The organism is Burkholderia glumae LMG 2196 = ATCC 33617, from assembly GCF_000960995.1.
GTDB lineage: Bacteria > Pseudomonadota > Gammaproteobacteria > Burkholderiales > Burkholderiaceae > Burkholderia > Burkholderia glumae.
The window spans coordinates 391,516-415,752 of record NZ_CP009434.1 but is presented as its reverse complement, the minus strand read 5'-3'; the positions used below and the strand labels follow the sequence as shown (position 1 = coordinate 415,752).

The 24,237-nt window shown below is 70.6% G+C and carries 21 protein-coding genes; 11 read left to right on the top strand and 10 right to left on the bottom strand.

What is annotated here, in order from left to right; all coding sequences use genetic code 11:
• Positions 1 to 4 precede the first annotated feature (4 nt).
• The 8 genes from KS03_RS03150 to KS03_RS03115 form a co-directional block, all read right to left on the bottom strand.
• Entirely contained in the window at positions 5 to 1,915 is a 1,911-nt protein-coding gene (locus tag KS03_RS03150) for an extracellular solute-binding protein (RefSeq protein ID WP_373419925.1), read from the bottom strand.
• Positions 1,916 to 2,056: 141 nt separating this feature from the next.
• Positions 2,057 to 4,813, bottom strand: coding sequence for a TonB-dependent receptor (locus KS03_RS03145; protein WP_015878220.1), 2,757 nt, complete (start codon positions 4,811 to 4,813; stop codon positions 2,057 to 2,059).
• 300 nt (positions 4,814 to 5,113) lie between these two features.
• Complete coding sequence (locus KS03_RS03140) at positions 5,114 to 5,689, bottom strand: helix-turn-helix domain-containing protein (RefSeq protein ID WP_015878221.1); 576 nt, start codon at positions 5,687 to 5,689, stop codon at positions 5,114 to 5,116.
• A 25-nt stretch (positions 5,690 to 5,714) separates the two neighbouring features.
• Positions 5,715 to 6,908, bottom strand: coding sequence for a tetratricopeptide repeat protein (locus KS03_RS03135; protein WP_015878222.1), 1,194 nt, complete (start codon positions 6,906 to 6,908; stop codon positions 5,715 to 5,717).
• Between the two features lie 16 nt (positions 6,909 to 6,924).
• Entirely contained in the window at positions 6,925 to 7,353 is a 429-nt protein-coding gene (locus KS03_RS03130) for an ExbD/TolR family protein (RefSeq protein ID WP_015878223.1), read from the bottom strand.
• Between the two features lie 16 nt (positions 7,354 to 7,369).
• Positions 7,370 to 7,792, bottom strand: coding sequence for an ExbD/TolR family protein (locus KS03_RS03125; RefSeq protein WP_015878224.1), 423 nt, complete (start codon positions 7,790 to 7,792; stop codon positions 7,370 to 7,372).
• 13 nt (positions 7,793 to 7,805) lie between these two features.
• Positions 7,806 to 8,717 (bottom strand): MotA/TolQ/ExbB proton channel family protein, encoded by a 912-nt coding sequence (locus KS03_RS03120; protein ID WP_015878225.1) that lies wholly within the window; start codon positions 8,715 to 8,717, stop codon positions 7,806 to 7,808.
• Between the two features lie 95 nt (positions 8,718 to 8,812).
• Positions 8,813 to 9,508 (bottom strand): energy transducer TonB, encoded by a 696-nt coding sequence (locus KS03_RS03115; protein ID WP_015878226.1) that lies wholly within the window; start codon positions 9,506 to 9,508, stop codon positions 8,813 to 8,815.
• A 301-nt stretch (positions 9,509 to 9,809) separates the two neighbouring features.
• Between KS03_RS03115 and KS03_RS30885 the strand changes: the two genes are divergently transcribed.
• From KS03_RS30885 to KS03_RS03075, 9 genes are all read left to right on the top strand, one after another.
• Entirely contained in the window at positions 9,810 to 10,220 is a 411-nt protein-coding gene (locus KS03_RS30885; protein WP_127913874.1) for a hypothetical protein, read from the top strand.
• A 232-nt stretch (positions 10,221 to 10,452) separates the two neighbouring features.
• Complete coding sequence (locus KS03_RS03110; protein WP_015878227.1) at positions 10,453 to 12,282, top strand: ATP-binding protein; 1,830 nt, start codon at positions 10,453 to 10,455, stop codon at positions 12,280 to 12,282.
• A complete protein-coding gene (locus KS03_RS03105; protein ID WP_015878228.1) occupies positions 12,279 to 12,689 on the top strand; it encodes a response regulator in 411 nt (136 codons plus the stop codon). Before KS03_RS03110 ends, KS03_RS03105 begins: the two co-directional genes overlap by 4 nt.
• Positions 12,661 to 13,041: a hypothetical protein gene (locus KS03_RS03100; RefSeq protein WP_015878229.1), complete on the top strand. Its 381-nt coding sequence runs from the start codon at positions 12,661 to 12,663 to the stop codon at positions 13,039 to 13,041. Before KS03_RS03105 ends, KS03_RS03100 begins: the two co-directional genes overlap by 29 nt.
• A gap of 79 nt (positions 13,042 to 13,120) precedes the next feature.
• Entirely contained in the window at positions 13,121 to 13,459 is a 339-nt protein-coding gene (locus KS03_RS03095) for an STAS domain-containing protein (protein WP_015878230.1), read from the top strand.
• Between the two features lie 178 nt (positions 13,460 to 13,637).
• Positions 13,638 to 14,519, top strand: coding sequence for an ABC transporter substrate-binding protein (locus tag KS03_RS03090; protein WP_015878231.1), 882 nt, complete (start codon positions 13,638 to 13,640; stop codon positions 14,517 to 14,519).
• Entirely contained in the window at positions 14,516 to 17,557 is a 3,042-nt protein-coding gene (locus tag KS03_RS03085) for a SpoIIE family protein phosphatase (protein WP_015878232.1), read from the top strand. Before KS03_RS03090 ends, KS03_RS03085 begins: the two co-directional genes overlap by 4 nt.
• A gap of 540 nt (positions 17,558 to 18,097) precedes the next feature.
• On the top strand, positions 18,098 to 19,123 hold the full coding sequence (locus KS03_RS03080; protein WP_015878233.1) for a glycosyltransferase family 2 protein: 1,026 nt from the start codon (positions 18,098 to 18,100) through the stop codon (positions 19,121 to 19,123).
• The gene (locus KS03_RS03075) at positions 19,065 to 20,240 is read left to right on the top strand and encodes a glycosyltransferase family 2 protein (RefSeq protein ID WP_102952630.1); all 1,176 of its coding nucleotides are present in this window, start codon (positions 19,065 to 19,067) and stop codon (positions 20,238 to 20,240) included. The genes KS03_RS03080 and KS03_RS03075 overlap by 59 nt, the downstream gene beginning before the upstream one ends.
• Before the next feature lie 64 nt (positions 20,241 to 20,304).
• Here the strand turns inward: KS03_RS03075 and KS03_RS03070 are convergent, their stop codons facing one another.
• Positions 20,305 to 20,994, bottom strand: a complete 690-nt coding sequence (locus tag KS03_RS03070; RefSeq protein ID WP_015878235.1) for a response regulator transcription factor — start codon at positions 20,992 to 20,994, stop codon at positions 20,305 to 20,307.
• A gap of 318 nt (positions 20,995 to 21,312) precedes the next feature.
• Here KS03_RS03070 and KS03_RS03065 point away from each other — a divergent pair, with 318 nt between their 5' ends.
• Together KS03_RS03065 and KS03_RS03060 are read left to right on the top strand one after the other, a co-directional pair.
• Positions 21,313 to 22,710, top strand: a complete 1,398-nt coding sequence (locus KS03_RS03065) for a cache domain-containing protein (RefSeq protein WP_015878236.1) — start codon at positions 21,313 to 21,315, stop codon at positions 22,708 to 22,710.
• Positions 22,707 to 23,387 (top strand): response regulator, encoded by a 681-nt coding sequence (locus KS03_RS03060; RefSeq protein ID WP_017924340.1) that lies wholly within the window; start codon positions 22,707 to 22,709, stop codon positions 23,385 to 23,387. Before KS03_RS03065 ends, KS03_RS03060 begins: the two co-directional genes overlap by 4 nt.
• A 235-nt stretch (positions 23,388 to 23,622) precedes the next feature.
• Here the strand turns inward: KS03_RS03060 and KS03_RS03055 are convergent, their stop codons facing one another.
• On the bottom strand, positions 23,623 to 24,219 hold the full coding sequence (locus tag KS03_RS03055; RefSeq protein ID WP_015878238.1) for an MlaC/ttg2D family ABC transporter substrate-binding protein: 597 nt from the start codon (positions 24,217 to 24,219) through the stop codon (positions 23,623 to 23,625).
• Between the last annotated feature and the right edge of the window lie 18 nt (positions 24,220 to 24,237).

The following is a 24,237-nucleotide window of genomic DNA, read 5'->3' as shown; positions in this document are numbered from 1 at the left end:
CGTGTCACTCCTTGCCGGCGGCACCCGAGGCGCCGGCCGCGTGCGCGGCGCCCGCGGCGGGGCGCTTGCGGTACCAGTAGTCGATCATCCAGTCCTCGTAGTTGAACGACGCGGGAATCACCTTCGGATGGCCGTAGGTGCTCTTGTAGGCGATCCGCGCGTTGGGCAGGTAGTACTGCGGCACCAGGATGTAGAGGTTGATCAGCACGCGGTCGAGCGCGCGGGTGGCCGTCTCCAGCTGGTCGAGCGTGTCGGCCGCGAGCACGTCGCGGATCAACGCGTCCACCGCCTTCGACTTCAGGCCCGGATAGTTTTCCGAGCCGGGCTCGTCGGCGGCCGCGCTGCCGAAGCGGCGCGTCAGCTCCGCGCCGGGGATCGTGACCGGCGCGTAGATGTAGGTGGTCATGTCGTACTGGAAGTTGTCGAGCCGCTTCTGATACAGCGCGCTGTCGATCTCGTGCAGCCAGGCGTGGATGCCGAGCAGCGCGAGCGCCTGCGTGTACGGCAGGATCAGGCGGTCCATGCCGGGCTCGTCGTCGATGATCTCGATCGTCATCGGGGTGCCGTTGGCGTCGCGCAGCGCGCCGTCGCGATAGTGCCAGCCGGCCGCCTCCAGCAGCGCCCGCGCCTGCTTGAGGTTGCCGCGCAGCGAGTTCGGCGGCAGCGTGCTGGGCTGCTTCACCATCGGCCCGAACACCTCGGGCGGCAGCGACTTGCGGAACGGCTCGAGCAGCGCCAGCTCCTTCTCGCTGGGCATGCCGGTGGCGCCGAACGGGCTCGCCTCCCAGAAGCTGTTGGTCCGCCGGTACTGGCCGTAGAACATCATCCGGTTCATCCAGTCGTAGTCGAACGCCAGCGCCAGCGCGTGGCGCACCCGCACGTCCTGGAACATCGGCCGGCGCAGGTTGATCAGGAAGCCCTGCATCTGCGGCGGGCCGTCGGGAAACAGCCCCTGTTTCAGCAGCCCGTTGTCGAAATTCTTGCCCACGTAGCGGCGCGCCCATTGCGACGAGCTGTATTCCATGCGCATGTCGATGTCGCCGGCCTTGAACGCCTCGAGCATGGTGTAGAGGTCGACATAGAGCTTGAACGTGATGCGCTGGAAGCGGAACATGCCGCGCCGCGTCGGCAGGTTGGCGGCCCAGTACTGCGGATTGCGCTCGTAGACGATCTGCTTGTCGTTGGCGCGCTCGGCGATCAGGTAGGCGCCGCTCGCGATCGGCGGCACCTCCACGATCTGGTCGAACGGCGGGCGCGTGCCGTCGGCGCGCTGCCCCCACTTCGGCGAGAACACCGGCAGATCGCCCGCGATCAGCGGCGCCGAGCGCTCGGGCCGCTTGAAATCGAAACGCACCGTGAGGCGGTCCACCACCGTGGCGCGGCGAATCACCTCGAACTGCGCGTTGACGATCGGCGAGGCCTGCGGGCTCGCCAGCGTGTCGAACGAATACTTGACGTCGGCGGCCGTGATCGGGTCGCCGTTCGAGAAACGCGCGGCCGGATTGATGTGGAAGGTGGCCGAGCTGCGGTCCGGCGCGATCTCGACGTCGTCGGCGATCAGCGGATATTCGGAGGCCAGCTCGTCCCAGCTGCGCTGCATCAGCGTGTCGAACATCAGGTTCTGGATGTCCGGCGCCGGCGCGCCGCGCACCAGGAACGGGTTCAGCGAGTCGTAGCTCTGCAGCTGGTTGTAGTTGTTGAACGTGAGCGTGCCGTCGGCGGGCGCGTCCGGGTCCGCGTAGTCGAAATGCGTGAAGTTCGGCGGGTACTTCGGCGCGTCGTACTGCGCGATCGCCGGCACGGCAAGCGCGGCGCCCGGCTGCATGAAGCAGGCCGCCGCCGCGACGCACGCGAAGGCGGCCACGCGCGCGAGGCGGGCGGCCAGGGCGTGACCCGCGGCCCGTGGCCGGCGCATCGAGACAGAATTCATCGTCATCCTGCGGTGGAGGGCATGCCGCCGGGCGGCCGGCATGCCGTCGTCAAGGGTTGAGGGAGGCGGGCCGCCGCGCCGGCCCGCGCAGCAGCGGGGGCGAACGCGGCGGCCCAGGCTGGACCGTCAGAACTTGTAGGTCGCGCCGATCTGGGCGAAGCGGCCGATGTAGGTGTAGATCGACTGGTCATAGCCATTCTGGCTAATCGTGCCGTTCGCGAAGATCGGGTCATACGGCGGCGTGCGGTTGAAGATGTTGTCGATGCCGCCGTAGATCGTCCAGTTCTTGAAGCCCGTGTAGGTCACCATCAGGTTGAACTGGCTGTAGGAGCCGACCTTGCTCGGCGCCGGCGCCGCGGACAGGTTCTGCGCGTACGGGCCGGTGAACTGCCAGGTCAGCGCGGCATCCCAGCGGTGGTAGTTCCAGTCCAGCGTGGTGTTGCCGCGCCAGCGCGGGAAGCTGCCGCCGAACGGCTGGGTCAGCGTGTAGTTGTTGCCCGCGCCGTCCACCGGCGCCGCACCCGGCGTGCCGATCTTGAAGCTCTTCACGTAGGCCCAGTCACCCGACAGCGTGATGGTGCCGAGGCCCTTGAGCGGCACCGCCTGGCGGAACGTCGACTCGAAGCCGTTGGTGTCGAGGTAGCCGAGGTTCTGGTACGGGATCACCTTGTACAGCAGCGCGCCGGTGTTCGGATCGCTCACCACGCTCGACGGGCTGCCCTGGCCGATCACGTTGTCCACGCGGATCTTGTACCAGTCGAGGCTGAAATCGGTGTAGCGGCTCGGCGAGAGCTGGAAGCCGATGTTCAGGTTGCGCGTGTGCTCCGGCGCAATGTTCGGGTTGCCCACCGTGATCGACGTGTAGTTCAGGCCGGTGGCCGGATCGATCTGGCTGCCGATGGTGCGCGAGGCGCTGTCCTCGACGAAGGTCGGCGCGCGGAAGCCGCGGCTGTACGAGGTGTACAGCGTGAGCTGCTGGGCCGGCTGGTAGCGCAGCGCGAAGCGCGGCGAGAACGCGCCGCCGACGTCGGAGTAGTGGTCGTAGCGGCCCGACTGGCTGAACGTCAGGTTCTTCAGGATCGGCACGTTGATCTGATAGTAGACCGCCGCGACGTTGCGCTGGCCGTTCACCGACTGAAGGTTCGGCGAGGTCACGGCGCCGTCCACGTAGCCCGAGCCCGGCGCGAGGAATTCGCTCTGGTGGGTGAACTGCGCGCCCAGGCCAAGGCCGACGTCACCTGTGGGCAGGTGGAACAGGTTCGGCGTGGACAGCGTCGCGTCCACCGTATCGAGCTTCGAGATACCGAACGTGCTGGCGTCCTGATACAGCCCGTTGAACGCGCCCGGCGTGGCCGACGGGTTCGCGAAATTCAGCGCGCCGTTCTGGTAGATATTGGTGAGCTGGTTGACGTTGAGCGCGTTCGAGAACGAGTTGCTGACCGTGCTCTGCGAGTGGCTGAGCGAGGTCGACCAGTCCCAGTCGCCATAGGGCAGCGTAAACGAACCCTTGACGCCGGTGGACGCACGCCAGAACGTCGAGTTGGTCTTCTCGGCGACCGTGGCCGGAAACGTGTAGGTGAGCACCGACGGCACGCCCGTGGTGTTGTACGGGTTGCTGGTGGGCACTACCGTGTTGAACGGCGTGAGCTGCTGCGTGGCCGGGTTCCAGACCAGGGCCGGCCCCTGCGGGTTGCCCACCGTGTGGGTGCCCTGGTTCGAGGTCGACGAAATGCTGCTGATCATGAAATCGGCGAACGCGGTGGTCTTGTCGTCCACCTTGAAGTCGCCGTGCAGCTTCGCGTTCAGGCGCTCCGTCATCGGCAGGACCGACATGCTCTGCGCGGTATTGATGCCGCAGATGGTGCCCGGCAGGCCCTGCGTGAGCGAATTGGTGGCAGCCGGACGCGGCGTGCAGCCGCCCAGCGCCTGAGTCGAGCCGTCCGGCAAGTTCCAGTACGACGGCCCGAGCAGCGACAGGCCGCCCGGCTTGCCGGTGTAGTCCATGTTGCGCGTGGAGTCGCGATCGGCCAGCGTGAAGCCGTTGGACTTGTAGAAGCTGGCCGCAGCGGTAATGTTGAAGCGGTCGGCGTTCAGGTCGCCGAAGCCGCCGAGCACGCCGAACTTGGTGGTGCCGTTGCCGTTGCCGGCGTTGATCGCGCTGCCGAGGCTGCCGTCGAGCTGCAGGCCGCGGAAATCGTGCTTGGTGATGATGTTGACGACGCCGCCGATCGCGTCCGAGCCGTATTGCGACACGGCGCCGGTCTTGACGATTTCGATGCGCTCGATCGCGTTGAGCGGGATCGTGTTGAGATCGAAGAACGAATCGTCCGCGTTCGAGAAGAACGCGAACGGCGCCACGCGCTGGCCGTCCACCAGCACCAGCGTGTACTTCTCCGGCAGGCCGCGCAGCGCGATGCCGGCCGCGCCGGCCGCGAAGCTGCTGCTCTGGCCTTCGCCCCAGCTGTTGGCCGAGTTGGCGGTGGTGTTGCGCAGGAAGTCGGACACGGTCACCGCGCCGCTGCTGGTGATGTCCTTCTGCGTGATCGTCTGAACCTGGTTGAAGCCGACCTTGTCCGAGCTGCGAATCAGCGAGCCGGTCACCTCGAAGCGCTTGATCTGCGCCACCTTCTTGCCGTCCGGTCCCGTGGCCGCCGTGCCCGGCGCCGCTGCGGGCGCCTCGGCCGTGCTCGCCGTGCCCACGCTCGACGGCGCGGCCGCCTGCGCCACCGTCACGGCCGGGCCGTTCGCCACCGCATCGGCCACCGTCGCCGGGCCGGCGGCAGGCTGGCTTTGCGCGAACGCCGGCGCGGCCAGCGTGGCCGCCAATGCGATTTCCGCCCAGACGATCTGCCTCACGGCCGTCGCCAACACTCTCTGTTTCATCTTGCCCCTCTCGCTGAACAAATAGACCCCCACCCGTCGCGCGCCCGGAATCTCGTGAAATCCGTTTACCGCCTGCGCGGCATCGCGTCCCGGCACCCGTTGTCAAACCCTTGTCTTGCCGATTGCGTACTGCCCTTGCTGCCTGCCACCACCTCGTTCGCACCGGCCGCACGGCTTCCGTCCGACCTTTCGTTTTGTTAGTCATGCAAACGAGTCGTTCCGATCGCTCGTCCTAGCCGCGCCGGAATTTCGTCTTACGCTCCGGCTACCCGCCCCTGCCGGCCGCATCTCCCTTCCATGTCAAAACAGTCTCGGCGTGCCGACCCAGACCACCCACGCCTCCTCGTCGGCCGCGTTGCGCCACGCCTGCGCGAGCGCCGCCTCGTAGTGCGCGGTGTCGCCGGGCTTCAGCGTCAGCGTGCGGCCGTTCAGCGTCAGCGCGATCTCGCCGCGCACCACGTACAGGAACTGCTCGCCCGCGTCCGACGGCATCGGAGAGCCCGGTTCGCGGGCCGGCAGCCTCACCAGTACCGCGTCGAGCTGGCGGCTGCTGCCCGGGTTGGTCATGCGCGCGAACGAGTTGGCCGAATCCGCGAAGCTGAAGAACTGCAGCGTGTCCGCGCGCCTGACCGCCTTCGCCTCGCTCGGCGCCTCGACGAAGTACTGCATCGTGACGCCGAGCGCGCGGGCGATGCCGGCCAGCGAGGCCAGCGACGGCGTGGCGCGGCCGCGCTCGACCTGCGACAGGAACGGCTTCGAGATGCCCGCGGCCGCCGCGACCTCGTCGAGCGTGAGCTTCAGCCGCTGGCGCAGCGCGCGCATTCGCGCGCCGATCGCGGCCGCGGCCGACGTCGATTCATCGCTGAACGAGGCCATGGTCGCTCGCTGTCCCGTTCGTGATTCATTTCGCCGCGACGAGGGTCCACAGCCGCGCGAGGTCGGCTGTCCCGTCGTTCCCGTTGACGGCGCGCCAGGCCTGCACCGCGCGGGGCTTGTCGCCCGCGACGTAGTACGCCTCGCCGAGGCGCAGCTGCGCCAGATCCGGATGCGCGAGGCCGCCCTTGGCGATCGCCTGCCGGATCTGCGCGAGGCCTTCGGCCGCCTTGCCGGCGAACACCTGGTTGAGCCCCGCGTCTACCGGATCGACCGGGTTGGCCGGATCGGGCGGCGCCACCGCGCGCTTGGCGGCCAGCGCCTGCAGGCGCTTCTCGCGCTCGGCCTGGGCATCGTGGCCGAGCACGCCCGAGGCGAAACCCTGGTCCACCACCTGCTTGGCTTCGGCCGTCGAGCCGGCCACGATCGCGAGCTGCGTCATCTCCATGTAGTCGGCGGCGCTCGTCAGGCCGCCGCTGGCACGCCGCAGCCGGTACAGGTCGAGGTCGAGCGAGGACAGATAGCCGGGCCGCGTGCGGATCGCGTCGAACAGCTGGGTCTGATAGGCCGGATTCGGATGGTGGACCACCAGCGATTCGAGCGCGGCGCGATAGGTCGCGCCGTCGCCGGTGCGCTGCGCGCAGGTGGCCAGCATCTGCAGCGACGCCTCCTCGGGCACGCGGCCCGCGCGCGTGTCGGCCTCGAGCGCGGGCCTGAGCGTGGCCACCACCGGCTTGCAGTCGTTCGACAGGTAGTACGACTGCAGCAGCAGCGTGCGCATCTCGGGATCGCCGCCGCCCGCCTTCTGATAGCGCTGCGCGGTGCGGATCGCGAGCGGATAGTTCTTCTGCTGGAAATAGAGCCCGGCCAGCGCGGCGGCCGTGCGCTGCTCGTCGGCGGGGCTCGCGTGGCCCGAGGCCAGCACGGCCTCGTAGGCCTGTTCGGCGGCGCCCGCATCGCCAGCCGCGATCGCCGCGGCGCCGCGCATTTCGTCCACCGTCACCGCCTCGTAGGGGGTCTTGTTCGGCACGGCCTGCGCAAGCGCGATCTTGCCGAGCGCATCGCGATACTTGTGCGCGCGATAAAGCTCCTGCGCGGCCGCGAGCGGCTTGGCCACCTCGGGCCGCAGCGTGTCGGCCGCGCTCGCGAGCGGCGCGGCGCAGGCAAAAAACATCCCCAGCGCGGCCGCGAGCGCGGCGCGCGTCATCCGTTGGTCGATCATCGAAGTGCCCGGTTCGTTACTGCATATACTGTTCGTTGCCGATCAGGCCGATCTTGGTCGCCCCGACGCGCTGCGCGGCGGCCAGCACGCCGGCCACGTCGCGGTACGGCACCAGCTTGTTCGGGCGCAGGTGGATCTCGGGCTGCACCGGTTCGGCCGCGGCCTGCTGCAGCTTCGCTTCCAGCGCGGCGCGGTTCGGCACCGGCGCGCCGTTCCAGGTGGTGGTGCCGTCGAAGTCGATGTCGATCTGCACGATCTCCGGCGGCGTGGGCGGCGGCGGCGGATTGCCGACCGGCAGGTCCATCTTCACCGAGTGCATCTGGATCGGGATGGTGATGATCAGCATGATCAGCAGCACCAGCATCACGTCGATCAGCGGCGTGGTGTTGATGTCGACCATCACCTCCGGCTCGCCGCCGCTGCGCGAGGACACGTTCATACCCATAGTCGGCTCCCTGGCCTTAACCGCCGCGCGCCGGCGGCTCGGTGATGAAGGACACCTTGGCGATGCCCGCCCGCTCGCAATCGGTGATCAGACGCCCGATGAACTCGTAGCGCGTGTCCTGATCGCCGCGCACGTGCACGTCCGGCTGCGGCACCATCTGCGAGACCGCCTTCAGCTTGGCGAGCAGCGTCGGCCCGTCCACCAGCTGCTCGCCCCAGAAGTACTGGCCCTCGCGGTTCACCGCGAGCTCGATGCTCTTGGGCGTGGTCTGCAGCGGCTGCACGGCCTCCTTCGGCAGTTGCAGCGGAATCGTGTGCGTGACGACCGGGATCGTGATCAGGAAGATGATCAGCAGCACCAGCATCACGTCGACGAGCGGCGTGGTGTTGATCGCGGCGATCACCTCGTCGTCGTCTTCCTGCCCGACACTCATGGCCATGGCGTGCCTCCGCTCAGCGGCCGAGCGTGGCGGCCGGCGCGCCGGCCACGCGGGTGCGCTTGCCGCCGGCCAGCACCACGGTGTGCAGCTGCGCGCCGAAGTTGCGCACGCGCTCCATCACGGTCTTGTTGCGGCGAACCAGGAAGTTGTAGCCGAGCACTGCCGGCACCGCCACGGCCAGGCCGATGGCGGTCATGATCAGGGCTTCGCCCACCGGGCCGGCCACCTTGTCGATCGAGGCCTGGCCCGCGATGCCGATCGCGGTCAGCGCGTGATAGATACCCCAGACGGTGCCGAACAGGCCGACGAAGGGGGCCGTGGAGCCCACTGTGGCGAGGAACGCCAGGCCGTCCTGCAGGCGGTTCGAGACATTGGTGATGCCGCGCTCGACCGACGCGTCGATCCAGGTGTTGCGGTCCACCGCCTCGAGCAGCGCCTCCTGGTGATGCTCGCCCGCCTCGATCGCGGTCTCGGTCAGGAAGCGGAACGGCGAGGCCTCGTCGAGCAGCTTGACGCCCTCGTTGAGCGACGGGGCCGTCCAGAGCTGCTGGTCGGCATGCTTGGCGCGGCGGTTGGCGCGCACCTGTTCGAGGAACTTGGTGATCATGATGTACCAGCTGCCCATCGACATGATCACCAGCAGCACCAGCACGAAGCGCGCGACGAAGTCGCCGCCCTTCCAGAGCGCGCCGAGGCCGTAGGGGTTGGCCACCGCCTCGGTGGCGGCCGGCGCCGGCGGGGGCACCGCATCGGTCGCGGCGGGCGCGGCCTGCACGGCCGCGGGCGCCGAGCCGGCGGCCGCGTCGCTCGCCTGCGCGAACGCGCTCTGCGGCGCGAGCAGCACCGCCGGGGCCACCGATACGGCCAGGCCGGTGGCGGAAATCATCATGCTTGCCGCGAGCGCGGCGATCGAACGCTTGGCCATACCCAACTCCTATTCTTTCGTTATACTGACGAAAACATGTGATGCTTCGTCGCCTGGCGCCGGCCCTGCCGGCGCCCGATCCAGATTGAGGGAATTCAGTTCAGATTGAAGGAGAACGGAACCTGTACGCGCACCGGTTGCCCCTGCGCCACACACTTGAACCGCTTGACCGCATTGAACGCAGCGCGATCGAGATCCGAATCGGCCGACTGCGCGACGCGCTCGTTGGTGATCCTGCCGTCCGCGTCCACGGTGAATTCGATCAGCACGTCGCCCGTGATGTTGTTTTCCTGCGCCTCCTTCGGATAGGGGATCGAACCGCGGATCTGATCCGAATTCGGGCACACCACGCCGACCTCATGGCTCACCGGCTTGGGGGCGGGCGGCGCGGCCACGGGCGGTGCCGTGACGGGCGCGGACACCACCGGAGCGGCCTGATGCACGATCGGCGTCTGCGGCGGTGCCTGCACCGGCACCTCGGGCGGCGGCACGAACGGCGGCGGCGGCGGCGCGAACTTCGGCGGCGGCAGCTTGACGGTGGGCATCGGCGGCGGCGGCGGCGGCTTGACCGGCTCGATGATGCGAGTTTCGATCGGGTGCTGGATCACCTGCACGACCTTGGTCGCGAGGCCGTTGAGCAGTGCGTAGATCAGCACCACGTGCAGCAGCAGCACGACGGCGATGCCGACATAGCGGCGCGCCGACTGCTTGCGCGTTGCCTCGTACTGGCGGGGACGGCCGAGTTGCGCGAGCCCGCTGTTCGAAGTGGCGAGGCCATCTTCCATTTTCATTGTCAAATCCATCCCCCCGGACGGGATGCGCCCGGTAACCGGCCGCCTCCGGATCGGAGGGGGCCGACGTCTCATAACCGGAACGAACCGGCGCCGCGCGAGTTCGAACCGGCTTCCTTTCGGATTCCGAATCGATGGCGCCGCTGCCCGCCGTCCGAATCACCAAATTGCCAGACCGCCGTGTTGTGTCGTCTGCCGCGCACCGGTTTCGACGTCGTAACGGCGTGTCGTAACGGCGTGTCGTGGCGGCACGGGTTGCGGTGGTGATCGACCTGCCGGAACCTCGCCGCCGGTTTGCGGCATGACTTGGGTGCAGAAGATATCAAGGACAAAAAACACCCGTCAAACTTTATTTGATGCGCTCACACTAAATTTCGAGGGATTATTCCAATTTCTCCCCAACTCCCCGCTGCGCCAGTATTTACAAGGGGTTTACGGAGTTCGGCGAGAGTTTTGTAAAGTACATTACAAATCATTTTTAGTGAAAAGCTTATGCACGATAATCGTGCAATGCACCAACTTGAACCGCATTGCAGCAGTGCATGAGGTTGCGGTCAATAAAGCGATTGGTCTGCCGTTGTTACCCGCACTGGAATTTGCTTATTCCCGCTGCCGGATATTCGATATGACGCCTCGACACGGCCCCCCGGCACGAAGCCATGCCATGCGCGGACCACCGTCTCGCGCGGCGCGCCACGCTCATCATTTTTGATTTGGCATCCTGATCAATTTTCCGAAGCTTCGTTTTCCTCTGCTTTTGTCGAATACGCAGCACTCCCAATCGACAATCGCCGATCCGGAATTGCCGGCCTCGTCACCAGGCAGGCGGCCGGATCTTGCCGCGTGCCGGGTCATCCACGCCTCGCCGCCCGGTGGCATAATCGGCTGGCCATGACTCCTCGCTGCGTGCCGCGTACCCAGCTGTGCCGGCATGCGCCGCCACGATGACCGATCCGATCACGCTCACCGCACCCGACAATCCGCTGCATGTGCTCGTCGTCGACGATATCGGCGCGAGCCGCGCGGAAACCGCCTCGCAGGTCCGCGCGGCCGGCCACCACGTGATCGAGGCCGACAGCGGCCGCGCCGCGCTCGCCGTGGTGGAGACCACCGCCGTCGACCTCGTGCTGCTCGACCTGCTGATGCCCGACATGGACGGCTTCGAGGCCACGCGCCGCCTGCGCGCGAGCCACGAGCGCGCCTGGCTGCCGATCGTGGTGATGTCCTCGCTGCACGGCGCCGAGCATTTCGTGCGCGCCGTGGAGGAAGGTGCCGACGACTATCTCGTCAAGCCCGTGGACGGCGCGCTGCTGGCCGCGAAGATCCGCAACATCGGCCACGTGCTCGACCTGCAGTCGCGCGTGGCCAGTCTCGCGGCGCACAATCGCGAACTGTTCGACCACGTCGGCGACGCGGTGCTGACGATCGAGGACGGCACGCGCATCTGCGACGCCAACGCGGCCGGCTATGCGCTGCTCGGCCTCGACGCGCTGCCCGCCGGCGGTGCGCCGCTCGACGCGCTGCTGCCCGCCGAGCTGTCCGAGCGGCTGCGCGCCGACACGCCGCCCGCCGCCTGCCAGGCGCTGGTGCGCGGCCCGTCGGGCGACACCTTTCCGGCCGACATCCGCATCAGCCGCTGGCGCAACAGCGCACTGCCGCGCGTGTCGCTGGTGATCCGCGATCTCACCGAGCAGCGCCGGCTGGACCGCCTCAAGGACGATTTCCTCAGCACCGTCAGCCACGAGCTGCGCACCCCGCTCACCTCGGTGAAGGGCGCCGTGGACCTGCTCGCGGGCGGCGCGGCCGGCGCGCTGCCCGCGCCGGCGCAGAAGCTGGTCGATATCGCGCGGCGCAACGGCGAGCGGCTCGGCCGGCTGATCGACGACGTGCTCGACGTCGCCAAGCTCGAGGCCGACCGCATGACGCTGCAGCGCCGCGCCTGCGGGCTGGACGGGCTGGTCGACGAGGCGCTCGCGGCCAACCTCGACTATGCGCGGCGGGTGGGCGTGCACCTCACGCGCGTCGGCGCGCGCTTCGATTGCGAGGTGTGGGTCGACCCCGACCGCTTCCTGCAGGTGATGGCGAACCTGCTGTCGAACGCCATCAAGAACTCGCCGGCCGGCAGCGCGGTGGAGGTCCGCGGCACGCGCGACGGCGCGCGCGCGCGCATCGCCGTGCGCGACCACGGCGGCGGCATCCCGGAGGCGTTCCGCGCGCGCATCTTCGAAAAGTTCTCGCAGGCCGACGAGCGCGACCGCCGCGTCGGCACCGGCACCGGGCTCGGCCTGCACATCACGCAGGTGCTGGTCGAGCGCATGCACGGCGCGGTCGGGGTGGTATCCACGCCGGGCCACGGCGCCGAGTTCCACGTCGACCTGCCGACCGGCGACGCCGCGGCGGTGCTGCCGCCCACCCGGCCGACCGCGTTCGTGATCGATCCCGACGCGGCGGCGCGCGCGCGGATCGCCGCCGCGCTCGCGCCCCGATTCACGCCGCTCACCGCGGCCGATCCCGAGGCCCTCGAGGCCGCCGCGATCACCGCGCCGGCGCTGGTGGTGGCCGATCCGTCGCGCGGGCGCGACGCCCCCGAGGCCGTGGCCCGCCGGCTGCGAGAAATCGCCGGCCCCGCGCCGATCCTGCTCTACACTGACGACGTTTCGGCCGCCGCCACGGCGATCGCGGCCGACCGGCTGCCCAAGCGCGGTACCGACGACGATGCGTTGCTGCGTGCCGCGCGGCGCATCGCCCATCCCGACGGAGGACCCCATCGATGAGCACCACGCTGCACCGGGTGTTGTGCGCCGAGGACGACCCGGACATTCGGGCGATCCTCGAATTCAGTCTCGGCGTCGTCGGCGGCTACGACGTGCGGCTCTGCCCCGACGGCACCGACGCGCTGGCCGAGGCGGACGCGTTCGCGCCCGACCTGATCCTGCTCGACGTGATGATGCCGACGCTGAGCGGGCCCGACACGATGCGCGCGCTGCGCGAGAAGCCGGCGCTGCGCGACACGCCGATCGTGCTGATGTCGGCGCGCGCGCTGCCCGACGAGATCGAGGCGCTGCTCGAGCACGGCGCCACCGGCGTGATCGTCAAGCCGTTCGACCCGATGACGCTGCCCGAACATCTGAAGATTTACTGGGACTACGCCCGTGATAAACGCGCCGGACTCTCTTCCTGATTTCGAACGCCAGCTCGCGGTGCTGCGGGCCCGCTTCACCGCCGGGCTCGCCGCGCGGCGCGACGAACTCGACGCCGCGTGGGCCGAATGGAACGCGCTGGCGGGCACGCCCGATGCTGAGCGGCCGCGCGCGATGCTGGCCATCGCGCTGCACCGGCTGGCGGGCGCCGCGCTGTCCTACGGCTACGATACGCTAGGCCAGGAATCGCGCGCGCTCGAGGCCCGCGTGACCGCGAACGGCGCGCAGCCGGGCGAGCTGGCCGTGCCGTTCGCCACGATCGTCGGCGGCATCAACGAGGCGCTCGCCGCGGCCTCGGGCGCCCGGCCCGGGCCGCCGCCCGCGCCCCAGTGATCGCCTCGCCCCGCAGACCGGGCGCGCCGCCGGCCGTCGGGGCACGCCCCTCGCCGCGCGCGTCCTTTGAGGACACCCCATGGAACTGCTGACCACCCCCGCGCCCGCCGGCCCGCTGCTCGTCCGCCCGACGGACGCCCATCTCGATGCCGGCAACGTGCAGGCGTTCAAGGACGCGATCGCACCGCTGCTCGCCCAGCAGGCGCGCATCGTGTTCGACATGTCGTCGCTCACGTTCGTCGACAGCTCGGGGCTCGGCGCGCTGCTCGCCTGCCTGCGCGAGACGCACCGGCGCGGCGGCGACTTCAAGCTCTGCTCGATGACGCGGCCTGTCAACGCGCTGTTCGAGCTGATGCGCATGCACCGCGTGTTCAGCGTCCACCGCAGCCAGGAGGAGGCCCTGGCCGCCTTCGCCTGAGCGCGCCGCCAGCCGTGGCGCAGCCGGCTGCCCCGCGCGACGCGGGCGCGCGCCACGATCGCGTCACACTTTTCGCCGCGGCCGGTGCTGCAATCCAGCCGATGCGGCGCCGCGCCAGGCGCCCTCGCGGGCCCGCACCGACGCCCGCCGCCGTACCCATCACGCAAGGAACGACACGATGGTTTGCTGGCCCGATCCGCGCCGTATCATGCTCCGGCTGGCCCGCCGGGGCCCGGCGCCCGCCGTCCCGCCGGGCGCGCCGTGCACGCTGGCCGTGCTGCGCGCGGCCGTGCTGCTCTGCCTGCTGCTCGCCGTCTGCGCAACCGCCCGCGCGGGCAGCGTGCTGGAGCGCGTCCACGCCACCCGCACGCTGCGCGTGTGCCTTTCCCTCAATGACGGCGGCATCACCTATCGCGACCCGCGCACGGGTGAGGCGCGCGGCATCGACGTGGACCTGTCGGCGGCGTTCGCCGCCGATCTCGACGCGCAGCTCGTCACCATCGACACCTCGATCGCCACCTTCACCGCCGACCTGCTCGCCAACCGCTGCGACATCGCCATGCTGGCGGTGGCCGCCACCCCGGCGCGGCGCGCGTTGCTGCGCTTCAGCCGCCCGTACCTGACGAGCGGCGTCGTCGGCATCGCCTCGCGCGGCAGCGAGGTGGTGTCGAACTGGAACGACATCGACCAGCCCGGCGTGCGGGTCGGCGTGCAGCGCGGCTCGCAGATCGAGCCGCTGCTGCGCCAGACGCTCAAGCACGCCAGCGTGGTGGTGCTCGACGGGCGGCAGAATCGCGAGGACGAACTGCTGGCGGGGCGCCTGGACGTGCTGCTCGCGGGCCTTCCGTATGCGTATCGCCTGCTGGAGAATGCCGATTGGGCGCGCGTCGTCGCGCCGCCGAAGCCGTTTCATCCGATGCCTTACGCGTATGCGGTCCGTCCCGGCGACGATGCGTGGCTTGCCACCGTCGACGCGTTCGTCGCGCGCATCCAGCGCGACGGCCGGCTCGCCGCGGCGGCACGCCGTCACCACCTGACCGAGGTCACGCTGCTCCAGTGAAACGAATCGAAGCGATCATCGGGCATCACACCGCACAGCTTCCCGCCTGGCTGAACAGCCGCTCGGTGCTGGTCGGCGGGGCCTTCATCGGCGCGCTGCTGATCGGCGCGGCCGGCTCGTTCGCATGGTGGGAGCACCGCGGCGCGCTCGACGACGAGCGCACCAGCGCCGTGATGCTGGCGCGCGCCATCGACGACGAAAGCGTGCGGGCGCTCAGCACCGCGAACTCGATCGCGCGCGCGATCGACAACATGCTGCAGACCAGCGACCTGCGCCACGCCGAGTCCGCCAACACGCTGCTCGCGCGCTTCATCGCCGGCACGCCGGTGGTGCGCAGCCTGTCGCTGGTCGACAGCACCGGGCTGGTGTTCGCGAGCTCGAACGACGCCAACGTCGGCACCCGCCTCGACCTGAGCCAGCTGCCCGGCCCGCGCGCGCCGGCCACCGACGGCGATCTCGCGATCGGCCATCCGCTCGCCGGGCGCGACCTCGCCGATTCGGCGCTCGCGCGCGGCACGCGCCCCAGTGGCGCCCGCGCGCTGCCGCTGCGCTTCCTGCCGCTCGCGCGCGCGGCGCTGACGCCCAACGGCGACGTGATCCGGATCGTGGTCGCGCTCAACCCCGACTATCTGAAGACCACCTTCCAGATGCTGCTGGACGACGCGCCGCGTTCGGCCGCGCTGGTGTCGCTCGACGGCACGCCGATCGTGGCCACCGGCGCGCCGCTCGCCGCGATGGACACCTACGCCTCGCATCCGCTGTTCCGCAAGCTGCTGCCGCACGGCGAGGCCGGCACCTTCGACGCGCTCGAGTTCGGCGACACGGCCAGCGTGGGCGCCTGGCGCACCGCGCGCCGCTGGCCGTTCGTGACCATCGTGGCCACCCCCGACGCCGACGCGCTCGCGAGCTGGACCGTGATCGCGCGCTGGGTGGCGTTCGGCACCGGCATGGTGCTGGTGCTGTGGGGCGTGTTTTGCGCCGCGGCCGCGCGCAGCCTGCGCCAGAACGCGCTGACGATCGCCGCGCTCGGCCAGCTGATGCGCGAGATCGCCAGCAGCGAGGCGCGCAACACCGCGGTACTGACGAGCGCAATGGACGGCATGGTCACGCTCGACGCGCTGGGCCACGTGGTCGAGTTCAACCGCGAGGCCGAGCGCATCTTCGGCTACCGCGCGGAGAACCTGATCGGCCAGCCCGGCGAGGCACTGCTGCCCGACGAGATCCACGAGCTGATGCGCGCCGGGCGCGCGCCCGGCGACGACGACCGGCTCGCCGCGCCGCGCCGCCGGCTCGAGCTGAACGCGCGGCGCGCCAACGGCCGCGTGTTCCCGGCCGAGATTTCGGTCGCGCCGGTGGACGTGGACGGCGAGCTGTACTACTTCTGCACCGTGCGCGACCTCTCCGAGGCCAAGCGTGCCGCGCACGAACGCGCGCAGCTGCTGGCGAAATACCGCGACTCGTCATCGGACCTGCGCGGCCTGAAGAGCGCGCTCGACGAGCACGCGATCGTCAGCATCCTCGCGCCGGACGGCACGATCCTCTATGCCAACACCATGCTCGCCTCGGTCAGCGGCTACCAGAGCGACGAGCTGGTCGGCCAGTCGTACCGGATGCTGCGCCCCGACGATGCCTCGGGCGGGCTCGCGGTGGACGGGCTGCCGGCGCTGATCCGCGAGGGCGCGCCCTGGAGCGGCCAGCTGGTCCACCGGCGCCGCGACGGCTCGCTGTTCTGGACCGCCTCCACGCTGGTGCCGATCATGAACACGCCGCATGACACCAAGCACGCGTTCCTGATCCAGACCGACATCAGCCTGCAGGTGGCCGGCGAGCGCGCGCTGAAGGACGCGCATCGCGCCGAGCTCGAACTCGGTGCCGGCATCCAGCGCGGCCTGCTGATCGGCGATCTGCCGCCGGCCGTGCACGACTGCCTGATTGCGAGCTTCAATGTCGCCTCGCGCGGCATCAACGGCGACTTCTTTGACCTGTTCGAATTCGACGACGGCTGCTTCGACCTGCTGGTGGGCGACGCGATGGGCAAGGGCGTGCCGGCCGCGCTGCTGGGCGCCGCGCTGAAAATGCAGTTCTCGCGCTCGATCGCCGAGCTGGTCGCGCATGGCGGCGTGCCAGGCACCCCGCAGCGGCCTTCGCCGGCGCGCATCGTGGCGCACGCGCAGCGCGCGATGCATGCCCGGCTGCAGGCGCTCGACAGCTTCGTCACGCTCTGCTACCTGCGCATCGACCGCGTGAGCGGCACCGCCACCTGGGTCGGCTGCGGGCACGAGGAAACCATGCTGTTTCGCGGCAACGCGCCGCCCGTGTTCCTGCGCAACCAGCATCCGCCGCTCGGCGTGATCGAGGAGGCCGAGGTGTTCGAGGACACCGTGCGGCTCGGCCCCGGCGACACGCTCGCGCTCTACTCGGACGGCCTGACCGACGCCGTCGATCGCGCCGGCGAGCGCTTCGGGCTCGACCGCCTGGCGGCGACGCTGCGCGCGCTGCTGCCCTCGCACCGCCGCCCCGGCACGATCGTGCGCGGCATGCGCGCCGCCGTCGAGGCGTTCACCAACAGCGCCCGGATCCCCGACGACATGACGATGCTGGTGCTGCAGCTGCCCGACGCCGGCCCGAACGCGCGCCGCGCGCGGCTCGACATGCCGCGCACGCTCTCGCAGCTGCAGCTGCTGCGCACCTTCGTCACCACGCATGCGGCGGCGGGGCTCGACGACGACGCCGCGGCCGCGCTGGCGCTGGCCGCGGTCGAACTCGCGAGCAACATCGTGCGGCACGACTCACGGCCCGGCGACGGGCCGATCGAGGTGGTCGGCACCGCCGGCACCGGCTTCGCGATGTTCGAATTCGTCTACGACGGGCGGCCGTTCACGCCGCCGCCCGAGCTTGCGCCGGACTTCTCGGGCGAATCGGAGGGCGGCTTCGGCCTGTTCATCATCCGCGAGAGCTGCGACGAGGTCAGCCACGACCACCTGAACGGCATCAACAGCGTCGTGCTCGTGAAGCGGCGCCGCCTGCTGGCCGGCTGAGCCGCGCGGCCAGCCGCTCGGCCTGACCGCAGGCCGGCGCTGAACCGGGCCGGCGTGGCCGGCCGCCGGGCATTCGGACGGCCCGCGCCGGCGCCCGCCTGCCGGGGTCGTTTGCGCGCTCGCGTGAGGGGCGTTGCGCGGGCCGCCTGGAACCGGTACACCGGCCGCCCGGCCTGCTCGTGCGGCCGAAACCCGCGGCGGCCCTGCCATTCCTCACACCTTCGGCAAGCCCCCCGGAACGGCCCCGCGACGGCGGCGGCGTTTGCAGTTCTGTCACGATTCCCGCGCCGATTCGCGTTGCAATGGAGTCCATCCACGCAGGAGGGCCGACGCGATGATCGCAATCTCTTTGGACGCACAACAACGCTGCAGCCGCCGTTCGCGCGGCCGGCAGGCTGCGGCCCGTCCGCCGTCGGGACGCGCGCGTCAGCTTCGCCGGGCCCGCGCATGGCGCATGCAGTCCACCGTCGTGCCGCTGCGCCGCGCGTTCGTGCCCTGCTGGGTCGGCAGCGCGTTCCGCGCGCCGATGGAGGACGAATTTTGAACCCGCATCAAGTCACCGTGGTCGTCACGGGGCCTGATCGGGACGGCACGCTGTCGCGCTGCCTGCGCAGCGTGCGGGCGGCCGACTGGCAGGCGCTGCCGGTCGAGCTGCTGTACGCGACCGACCACCCGCACGGCGCCGACGCGATGCGCGCCGCCCATCACGGCGCGCGCGTCGTGGCGGTCGAGCCCGGCGCGCCCGCCGGCCCGGCCGTCACGCGCGCCGCGCTGCGCAACGCCGGCTGGCGCGCGAGCGGCGCCGACACCGTGCTGTTCCTCGGTGCCGACACGCAGCTCGATCGCGCGTTCCCGAAGCGCGCGCTGGCCCGGCTCGACGCGGCCGGCTGCGCGGCCGTGCGCGGCCAGTGCCGCCAGGCGCTGCCGCATCAGTCGCCCTATGCGGCCGTGGTGGATCTGGACGGGCTGATGCCGTCGGGCGACGCGCTCGACCGCGTCGGCGACGCGCTGTTTCGCCGCGCCGCGCTCGAGGAGGTCGGCGGCTTCGACGCAAACCTCGCCGACGGCGAGGCGGCCGACCTGTGCCGGCGTCTCATCGCGCGCCGCTGGTGGGTGGACGAGCCGGCGATCCCGATGACGCGCCACGACGACGTGCTCACGGGCTTTCGCGACTACTGGCGCCGCGCGGTGCAGATCGGCCAGGCCTACGCGGCCGCCGACGCATGCTGCGGGGGCCGCGCCGCGTTCCCGCACGGCTACGCGCCGCAACGCAACCGCGCCTTCGGCAGCGCGCTCGGCGTCGCGGCGCTGCTGCTGGCCGTGACGCTCGCGCTCGCGCCGGCCGCCGTCTGGGGCCTCGCCGCGCTGCTCGGCGCGGCACTGCTGCACTCGGCCTGGCGCGCCCGGCCGAGTGCCGGCGATTGGCGCCTCGCCACGCTCTACGCGCTGCATGCGCAGCTGCAACAACTGCCGATTCTTTATGGCCAACTCGCTTACCGCCGCCGTCATGCGGCCGCCACTCGTCCGCGACGCGCACCTCGCCATCTACCCGGGGAAGTCCGATGACGAGGCGGGACAGGCGCGATCGGCCGGGTCCGTCGTGAGCGGCGGCCACGACGACGGGCTCGGCGCGGGCGCCACGCGGCGCCCGTCGCCGCACGAGCACGCGCTGGCCCGGCGCGCGCTCTCGATCCTGATCGTCGCGCACGACTGCGCCGAGCAGATCGACCGCCAGCTCGCGCTGCTGAGCGTGGCGGCGCGCTACCGCGACTGGCAGGTGATCGTGGTCGACAACGCGTCCACCGACGGCACGCCCGATCTGGTCGCGGCCAGCTACCCGTGGGCGCGGCTGATCCGTCTGCCGGTGAACATCGGCTACGCGGCGGCCTGCAACCTCGCGGCGCAGGAAGCCTACGGCGCCCTGCTGCTGCTGATGCATCCGGACACGCACGCGCAGCCCGCGATGATCGCGCGCGCCGCCGCGCGCATGCTCGTCAATCCGCAGGTAGGCATCGCCGGCGGCCGGCTGGTGGACGCGGCCGGCAACGACATGCCCAGCTCGCACCGGTTCCCGAGCGCGCTGGGCGACGCGTTCGCCTGGCGCGGCCCTTTCGGGCGCGCCGCGGCCACGCGGCGCGCGCAGCTCGATCCCGACCTGCAGCCGCGCCGGCGGCCGCGCACGGTCGACTGGGTGTCCGATGCCTTCGCGATGGTGCGCCACGACGTGTTCCGCTATCTGAACGGCTTCGACACGCGCTTTTTCATGTACTGCGAGGATATCGACCTGTGCCGGCGCGCCGGCGCGGCGGGCTTCGAGGTGATGTACTGGCCGGACGTGCGCGCGCGCTGCGTGAGCGGCGGCATGGCGCAGATGGGCGGCGGGATCGGCCAGGCCGCCCGCGACGCGGCCCGGCGCGAGCGCTGGCAGATCCGCAGCCGCCTGCTGTACCTGCACAAGCATCAGGGCTCCACCAGCGCCTGGCTCGCGAGCCGCATCGAGACGGCCTGGCTCACGCTGGCGGGCTGGAGTTATCGCTGCGGCGACGCGCTGCAGCCGGCCGAGGCCGGCGAGCGCGAGGCGGCGAACGGCCATCGCGATGCGTTCGCGCGCCGGGCCCAGCTGGGCGATGCCTGGCGCGCCACCGACGGCGGCCGCGAATCGCCGCCGGGCCCGTGGCGCTGAGCGCCAGGCCCGCTCCGGCCGCGCGCACCGCTGCATGCCGCCGCGCCGGGCCGCCCCTCGCGCCTTACTCGGGCGAGTCGAGCCGCACGCAGCGGTAGCCGTAGCCGTAGATCGGGATGACCTTCCAGCCGTTGGAACCGTCCAGCTGCAGCTTCTTGCGCAGCCGGCTCACGTGCGTGTCGACGGTGCGCGTGTCGACGTCGGCATGCACGCCCCAGACGCGGTTCAGCAGGTGGTCGCGCGACAGCAGCTGGCCCGGGCTCTGGAACATGTAGACGGCCAGGTCGAACTCCTTCTGCGTGAGGTCGACCGAGCTGCCGTTCACGGCGATCCGCACGCGCTGGATGTCGATCTCGTAGGCGCCGAGCGTGAGCGGCGCCTTGCCGCCGATCCCGTAGCGGCGCGCCACCGCCGCGATCCGCGCCAGCATTTCGGCCGCGCGGGCCGGCTTCACCAGATAGTCGTCGGCGCCGGCGCGCAGCGCGGTCAGCACCGTCTGCTCGTCGTCGCGCGCGGTCAGCACGATCACGGGCACGTTCCAGCCCAGGTGGTCGCGCACCCACTGGATCATCGCGTCGCCCGTGGTGTCGGGCAGCATCCAGTCGATCACGAGCAACTGGAATCGCTCGTTCTTCAGCGCCTCGGTAAACGCGGCGCCCGTCGCAAAACCGTGTACGCGATGCCCGCCATGTTCGAGCCACAACATGATCAGGTCGCGTTGGTCGGCATCGTCTTCCAGCACGGCGGTCAGCATTGCGGATACTCCCTCCAGAAAATGGCCCATCTTACTCACCCGCCGGGCGATTGGGAAATCGCTTATGACCGGCGCGGCTCGCCGCGCGCGTCGCGGCCGGACCGGACGGCGGCAGGGCCGCGACCGCGCCGTGACGGGGCCGCAGCACGCCGCGCCGCGGCAGACCGGCACGCGGCCCGCTCGCCAGCCTGTCGCACCGACGGCCGGGCTGACACGCGGTGCGTCGCGGCGGCCGGAAATCGCCGACAATAGCGGACCCTGGCGCTCCGGCGCGCGTCGCGCGGCGGGTGCGCCGCCGCGTGTTTGCGTCGATCGACCATGAAACTCAAGGCGAAGATATTCCTGCTCGCGATCGTGCCGTTCCTGGCTGCGATCGCGGGCATCGGCTTCGGCGTGCGTCAGCAGGCCACCGCACTGGCGCGCGCGCAGCACGAGACGATCGAGGCCGCCTACCTGTCGAGCAAGGAGCTCGAGCTCAAGCATTACGTCGAACTCGCCACCAGCGCCATCGCGCCGCTCTACGAAGCCTCGCGCGACGGCGCGCCCGGCAACGACGCGCGCCGCGCCCAGGCGCTCGAGATCCTGCGCAAGATGGACTTCGGCCCCGACGGCTATTTCTTCGTCTACGACATGCAGGGCGACTCACTGATGCACCCGCGCGAGCCGGAGCGCGTGGGCCGCAACTTCTGGGCGATGCGCGACCCGCAGGGCGCGCCCACCATGCAGCATCTGCTCGCCGCCGCCTCGCACGGCCAGGGCTACGTCCGCTATCTGTGGCAACGGCCCACCACCGGCAAGGTCGAGCCGAAGCTCGGCTACGTGGTCGGGCTCGACCGCTGGGGCTGGATGCTCGGCACCGGCATCTACCTCGACGACGTCGATCGCGCGCTCGCGCGCATCGACGCGCGCGCCTCGGCCGAAATCGACAGCACCATGAAGGGCCTCGCTGCGATCGCACTGGCCGGCGCCGCGGCGATCGCGCTCTGCGCGCTGGTGCTCAACGTCAGCGAATCGCGGCACGCCGATGCGCGCCTGAAGGCGCTCGCGCAGCGCGTGGTGGAATCGCAGGAAGACGAGCGCGCGCGCCTGTCGCGCGAGCTGCACGACGGCATCAGCCAGATGATGGTATCGGTGAAATTGATGCTCGAATCGGCACTCGAGCGCTTCGAGCGCAGCCCGGCTCGCGACGCGGCCGCCGAGGGCGTGCTCGCCAAGAGCGTCGCGCGGCTCGGCGACGTGCTGCGCGAGGTGCGCCGCATCTCGCATGCGCTGCGCCCCGCGATGCTCGACGATCTCGGGCTGGCCGCCGCGCTCGACCAGCTGGTCCGCGAGCTGGGCAGCGAGACCGGCGTGGAGCTCGGCTACACGCAGATCGTGCACTCGGGCTCGCGGCCGCTGCCGGCCGCCGTCAACACCGCGCTGTTCCGGATCGCGCAGGAAGCCCTGACCAACCTGGTCCGCCATGCGCAGGCCACGCGCGGCGCGGTCTCGCTGGAGATCGCCGCGCACTCGGTGGCGCTGGCCGTCGCCGACAACGGCTGCGGCTTCGACGTCGAGCGCATTCAGGCCGATCCGCACGGCGGCGTGGGCCTGCGCAACATGCGCGAACGGATCGACGCGATCGGCGGCACGCTGGCGATCCGCTCGCAGCCAGGCCATACCGTCGTTTCCGTGCGCGTGCCGCTGCCCGCCACCCAGACAGGAGCCCGACGATGACCCTTGCCTCTCCCGGCGCCAGTCCGCCGCCCCGACAGCCGGCCCAGCCCGGACCGTGCGCCCGCCTGCTGCTGGTGGACGACCACCCGCTGGTGCGCGACGGCCTCAAGATGCGCCTCGAGGCGGTGCCCGGCTTCGTGGTGGCGGGCGAGGCCGGCAACGCCGCCGACGCGCTCGCGCTCGCCGGGACGCTCGAGCCCGACCTCGCGCTGATGGACGTCGGCATGCAGGGCATGAACGGCATCGCGCTCGCCGCCGCGTTCCACGAACGTTTTCCCGCGATCCGGGTGGTGATGCTGTCGATGCACGACAACGTCGAATACGTGACGCAGGCCGTGCGCGCCGGCGCGAGCGGCTACCTGCTGAAGGATTCGCCCGCCAGCGAGATCATTCGCGGCATCGTCGCGGTGCTGGCCGGCCAGACCTTCTTCAGCGAGGGGCTGGCGGCGCGGATGATCCAGGCGAGCGCCGGGGCGGGGCCGCTCGAGCGGCTCACGCCGCGCGAGCGCGACATCCTCGATGCGCTCGCCGAGGGGCTCTCGAGCAAGCAGATCGCGCTGCACAACGGGCTGTCGGTGCGCACCGTCGAGACCCACCGGCTCAACCTGAAGCGCAAGCTCGGCATCGAGGGGCAGGCCGAGCTGATCAAGTTCGCGGTCGAGCACCGGCGGCGCTGAGGCCATGCGGCTGCGCCGGGGAGGCGGCCCGCCGGCACCCGGCCTGCGGCACCCGATCCTTCCCTGTACGCATCGACGGCCGCGCTGGCGCGCGACCGGGCCTGCGCGCTCATCGAGGGCCGCCGCGCCGGCCATCACGCAAGCCCGCGCGAGCAAGGCGCATTCCCGAACCGCGGCTCGCGCGCGCCGCCGGCGGGCCGTTTTTCGGCCGCGGCGGCGGTACGGTGCCGCGCCCTCAGTTCACGCGCGCGTTGTGCTTCTGCAGGAACTGGATCAGGCCGTCGATGCCGCCCTGGGCGAGCTGCGCCTTGAACTGCCCTTGATAGACCTGGATCAGCCACGCGCCCGACATGTCGATGTCGTAGATCTTCCAGCCGCCGCCTTCCTTGTCGAGCCGGTAGCCCACCGATTGCGTGTCGCCCGGCGTGGTCACGGTGGAGCGCACCAGCGCGTCACTGGCGTTCTCGCCGCTGGCCTTGAACGTAAACTTCGCATCCTGCCCGCCCAGCTGCGCGAGTGAGGCCGCGTAGGTGCGCGTCATCAGGAGCCGAAATTGCTTGTAGAGCTCCTGCTGCTGGGCCGGCGAGGCCTGGCCCCAGGCACTGCCCACCGCGATGCGCGTGGTGCGCTCGAAGTTGGTGACGGGCAAAAATCGCGTCTCGACAATCTGCGTGATCTTGTTCATGTCACCGCCGCGCGCGGCGGGATCCGACTTCATCGCGTTGACGGTACCTTCCACCGCGGAGCGGACGACATCCACGGGCGCGCTCTGCGCGAAGGCCGACACGGAGACGGCCGCTGCGGCGACGAATGCAATCAGATGGCGTTTCATGCGTAGTTCGGACTCTCG

Coding starts and splice junctions, on each gene's coding strand:
- KS03_RS30885 (WP_127913874.1), top strand. CDS start 9,810: ATGACTTGGGTGCAGAAGATATCAAGGACAAAAAACACCCGTCAAACT.
- KS03_RS03055 (WP_015878238.1), bottom strand. CDS start 24,219: ATGAAACGCCATCTGATTGCATTCGTCGCCGCAGCGGCCGTCTCCGTG.
- KS03_RS03120 (WP_015878225.1), bottom strand. CDS start 8,717: ATGGCCAAGCGTTCGATCGCCGCGCTCGCGGCAAGCATGATGATTTCC.
- KS03_RS03115 (WP_015878226.1), bottom strand. CDS start 9,508: ATGAAAATGGAAGATGGCCTCGCCACTTCGAACAGCGGGCTCGCGCAA.
- KS03_RS03110 (WP_015878227.1), top strand. CDS start 10,453: ATGACCGATCCGATCACGCTCACCGCACCCGACAATCCGCTGCATGTG.
- KS03_RS03075 (WP_102952630.1), top strand. CDS start 19,065: ATGCGGCCGCCACTCGTCCGCGACGCGCACCTCGCCATCTACCCGGGG.
- KS03_RS03145 (WP_015878220.1), bottom strand. CDS start 4,813: ATGAAACAGAGAGTGTTGGCGACGGCCGTGAGGCAGATCGTCTGGGCG.
- KS03_RS03095 (WP_015878230.1), top strand. CDS start 13,121: ATGGAACTGCTGACCACCCCCGCGCCCGCCGGCCCGCTGCTCGTCCGC.
- KS03_RS03125 (WP_015878224.1), bottom strand. CDS start 7,792: ATGGCCATGAGTGTCGGGCAGGAAGACGACGACGAGGTGATCGCCGCG.
- KS03_RS03130 (WP_015878223.1), bottom strand. CDS start 7,353: ATGGGTATGAACGTGTCCTCGCGCAGCGGCGGCGAGCCGGAGGTGATG.
- KS03_RS03105 (WP_015878228.1), top strand. CDS start 12,279: ATGAGCACCACGCTGCACCGGGTGTTGTGCGCCGAGGACGACCCGGAC.
- KS03_RS03090 (WP_015878231.1), top strand. CDS start 13,638: ATGGTTTGCTGGCCCGATCCGCGCCGTATCATGCTCCGGCTGGCCCGC.
- KS03_RS03065 (WP_015878236.1), top strand. CDS start 21,313: ATGAAACTCAAGGCGAAGATATTCCTGCTCGCGATCGTGCCGTTCCTG.
- KS03_RS03150 (WP_373419925.1), bottom strand. CDS start 1,915: ATGCGCCGGCCACGGGCCGCGGGTCACGCCCTGGCCGCCCGCCTCGCG.
- KS03_RS03140 (WP_015878221.1), bottom strand. CDS start 5,689: ATGGCCTCGTTCAGCGATGAATCGACGTCGGCCGCGGCCGCGATCGGC.
- KS03_RS03070 (WP_015878235.1), bottom strand. CDS start 20,994: ATGCTGACCGCCGTGCTGGAAGACGATGCCGACCAACGCGACCTGATC.
- KS03_RS03060 (WP_017924340.1), top strand. CDS start 22,707: ATGACCCTTGCCTCTCCCGGCGCCAGTCCGCCGCCCCGACAGCCGGCC.
- KS03_RS03135 (WP_015878222.1), bottom strand. CDS start 6,908: ATGATCGACCAACGGATGACGCGCGCCGCGCTCGCGGCCGCGCTGGGG.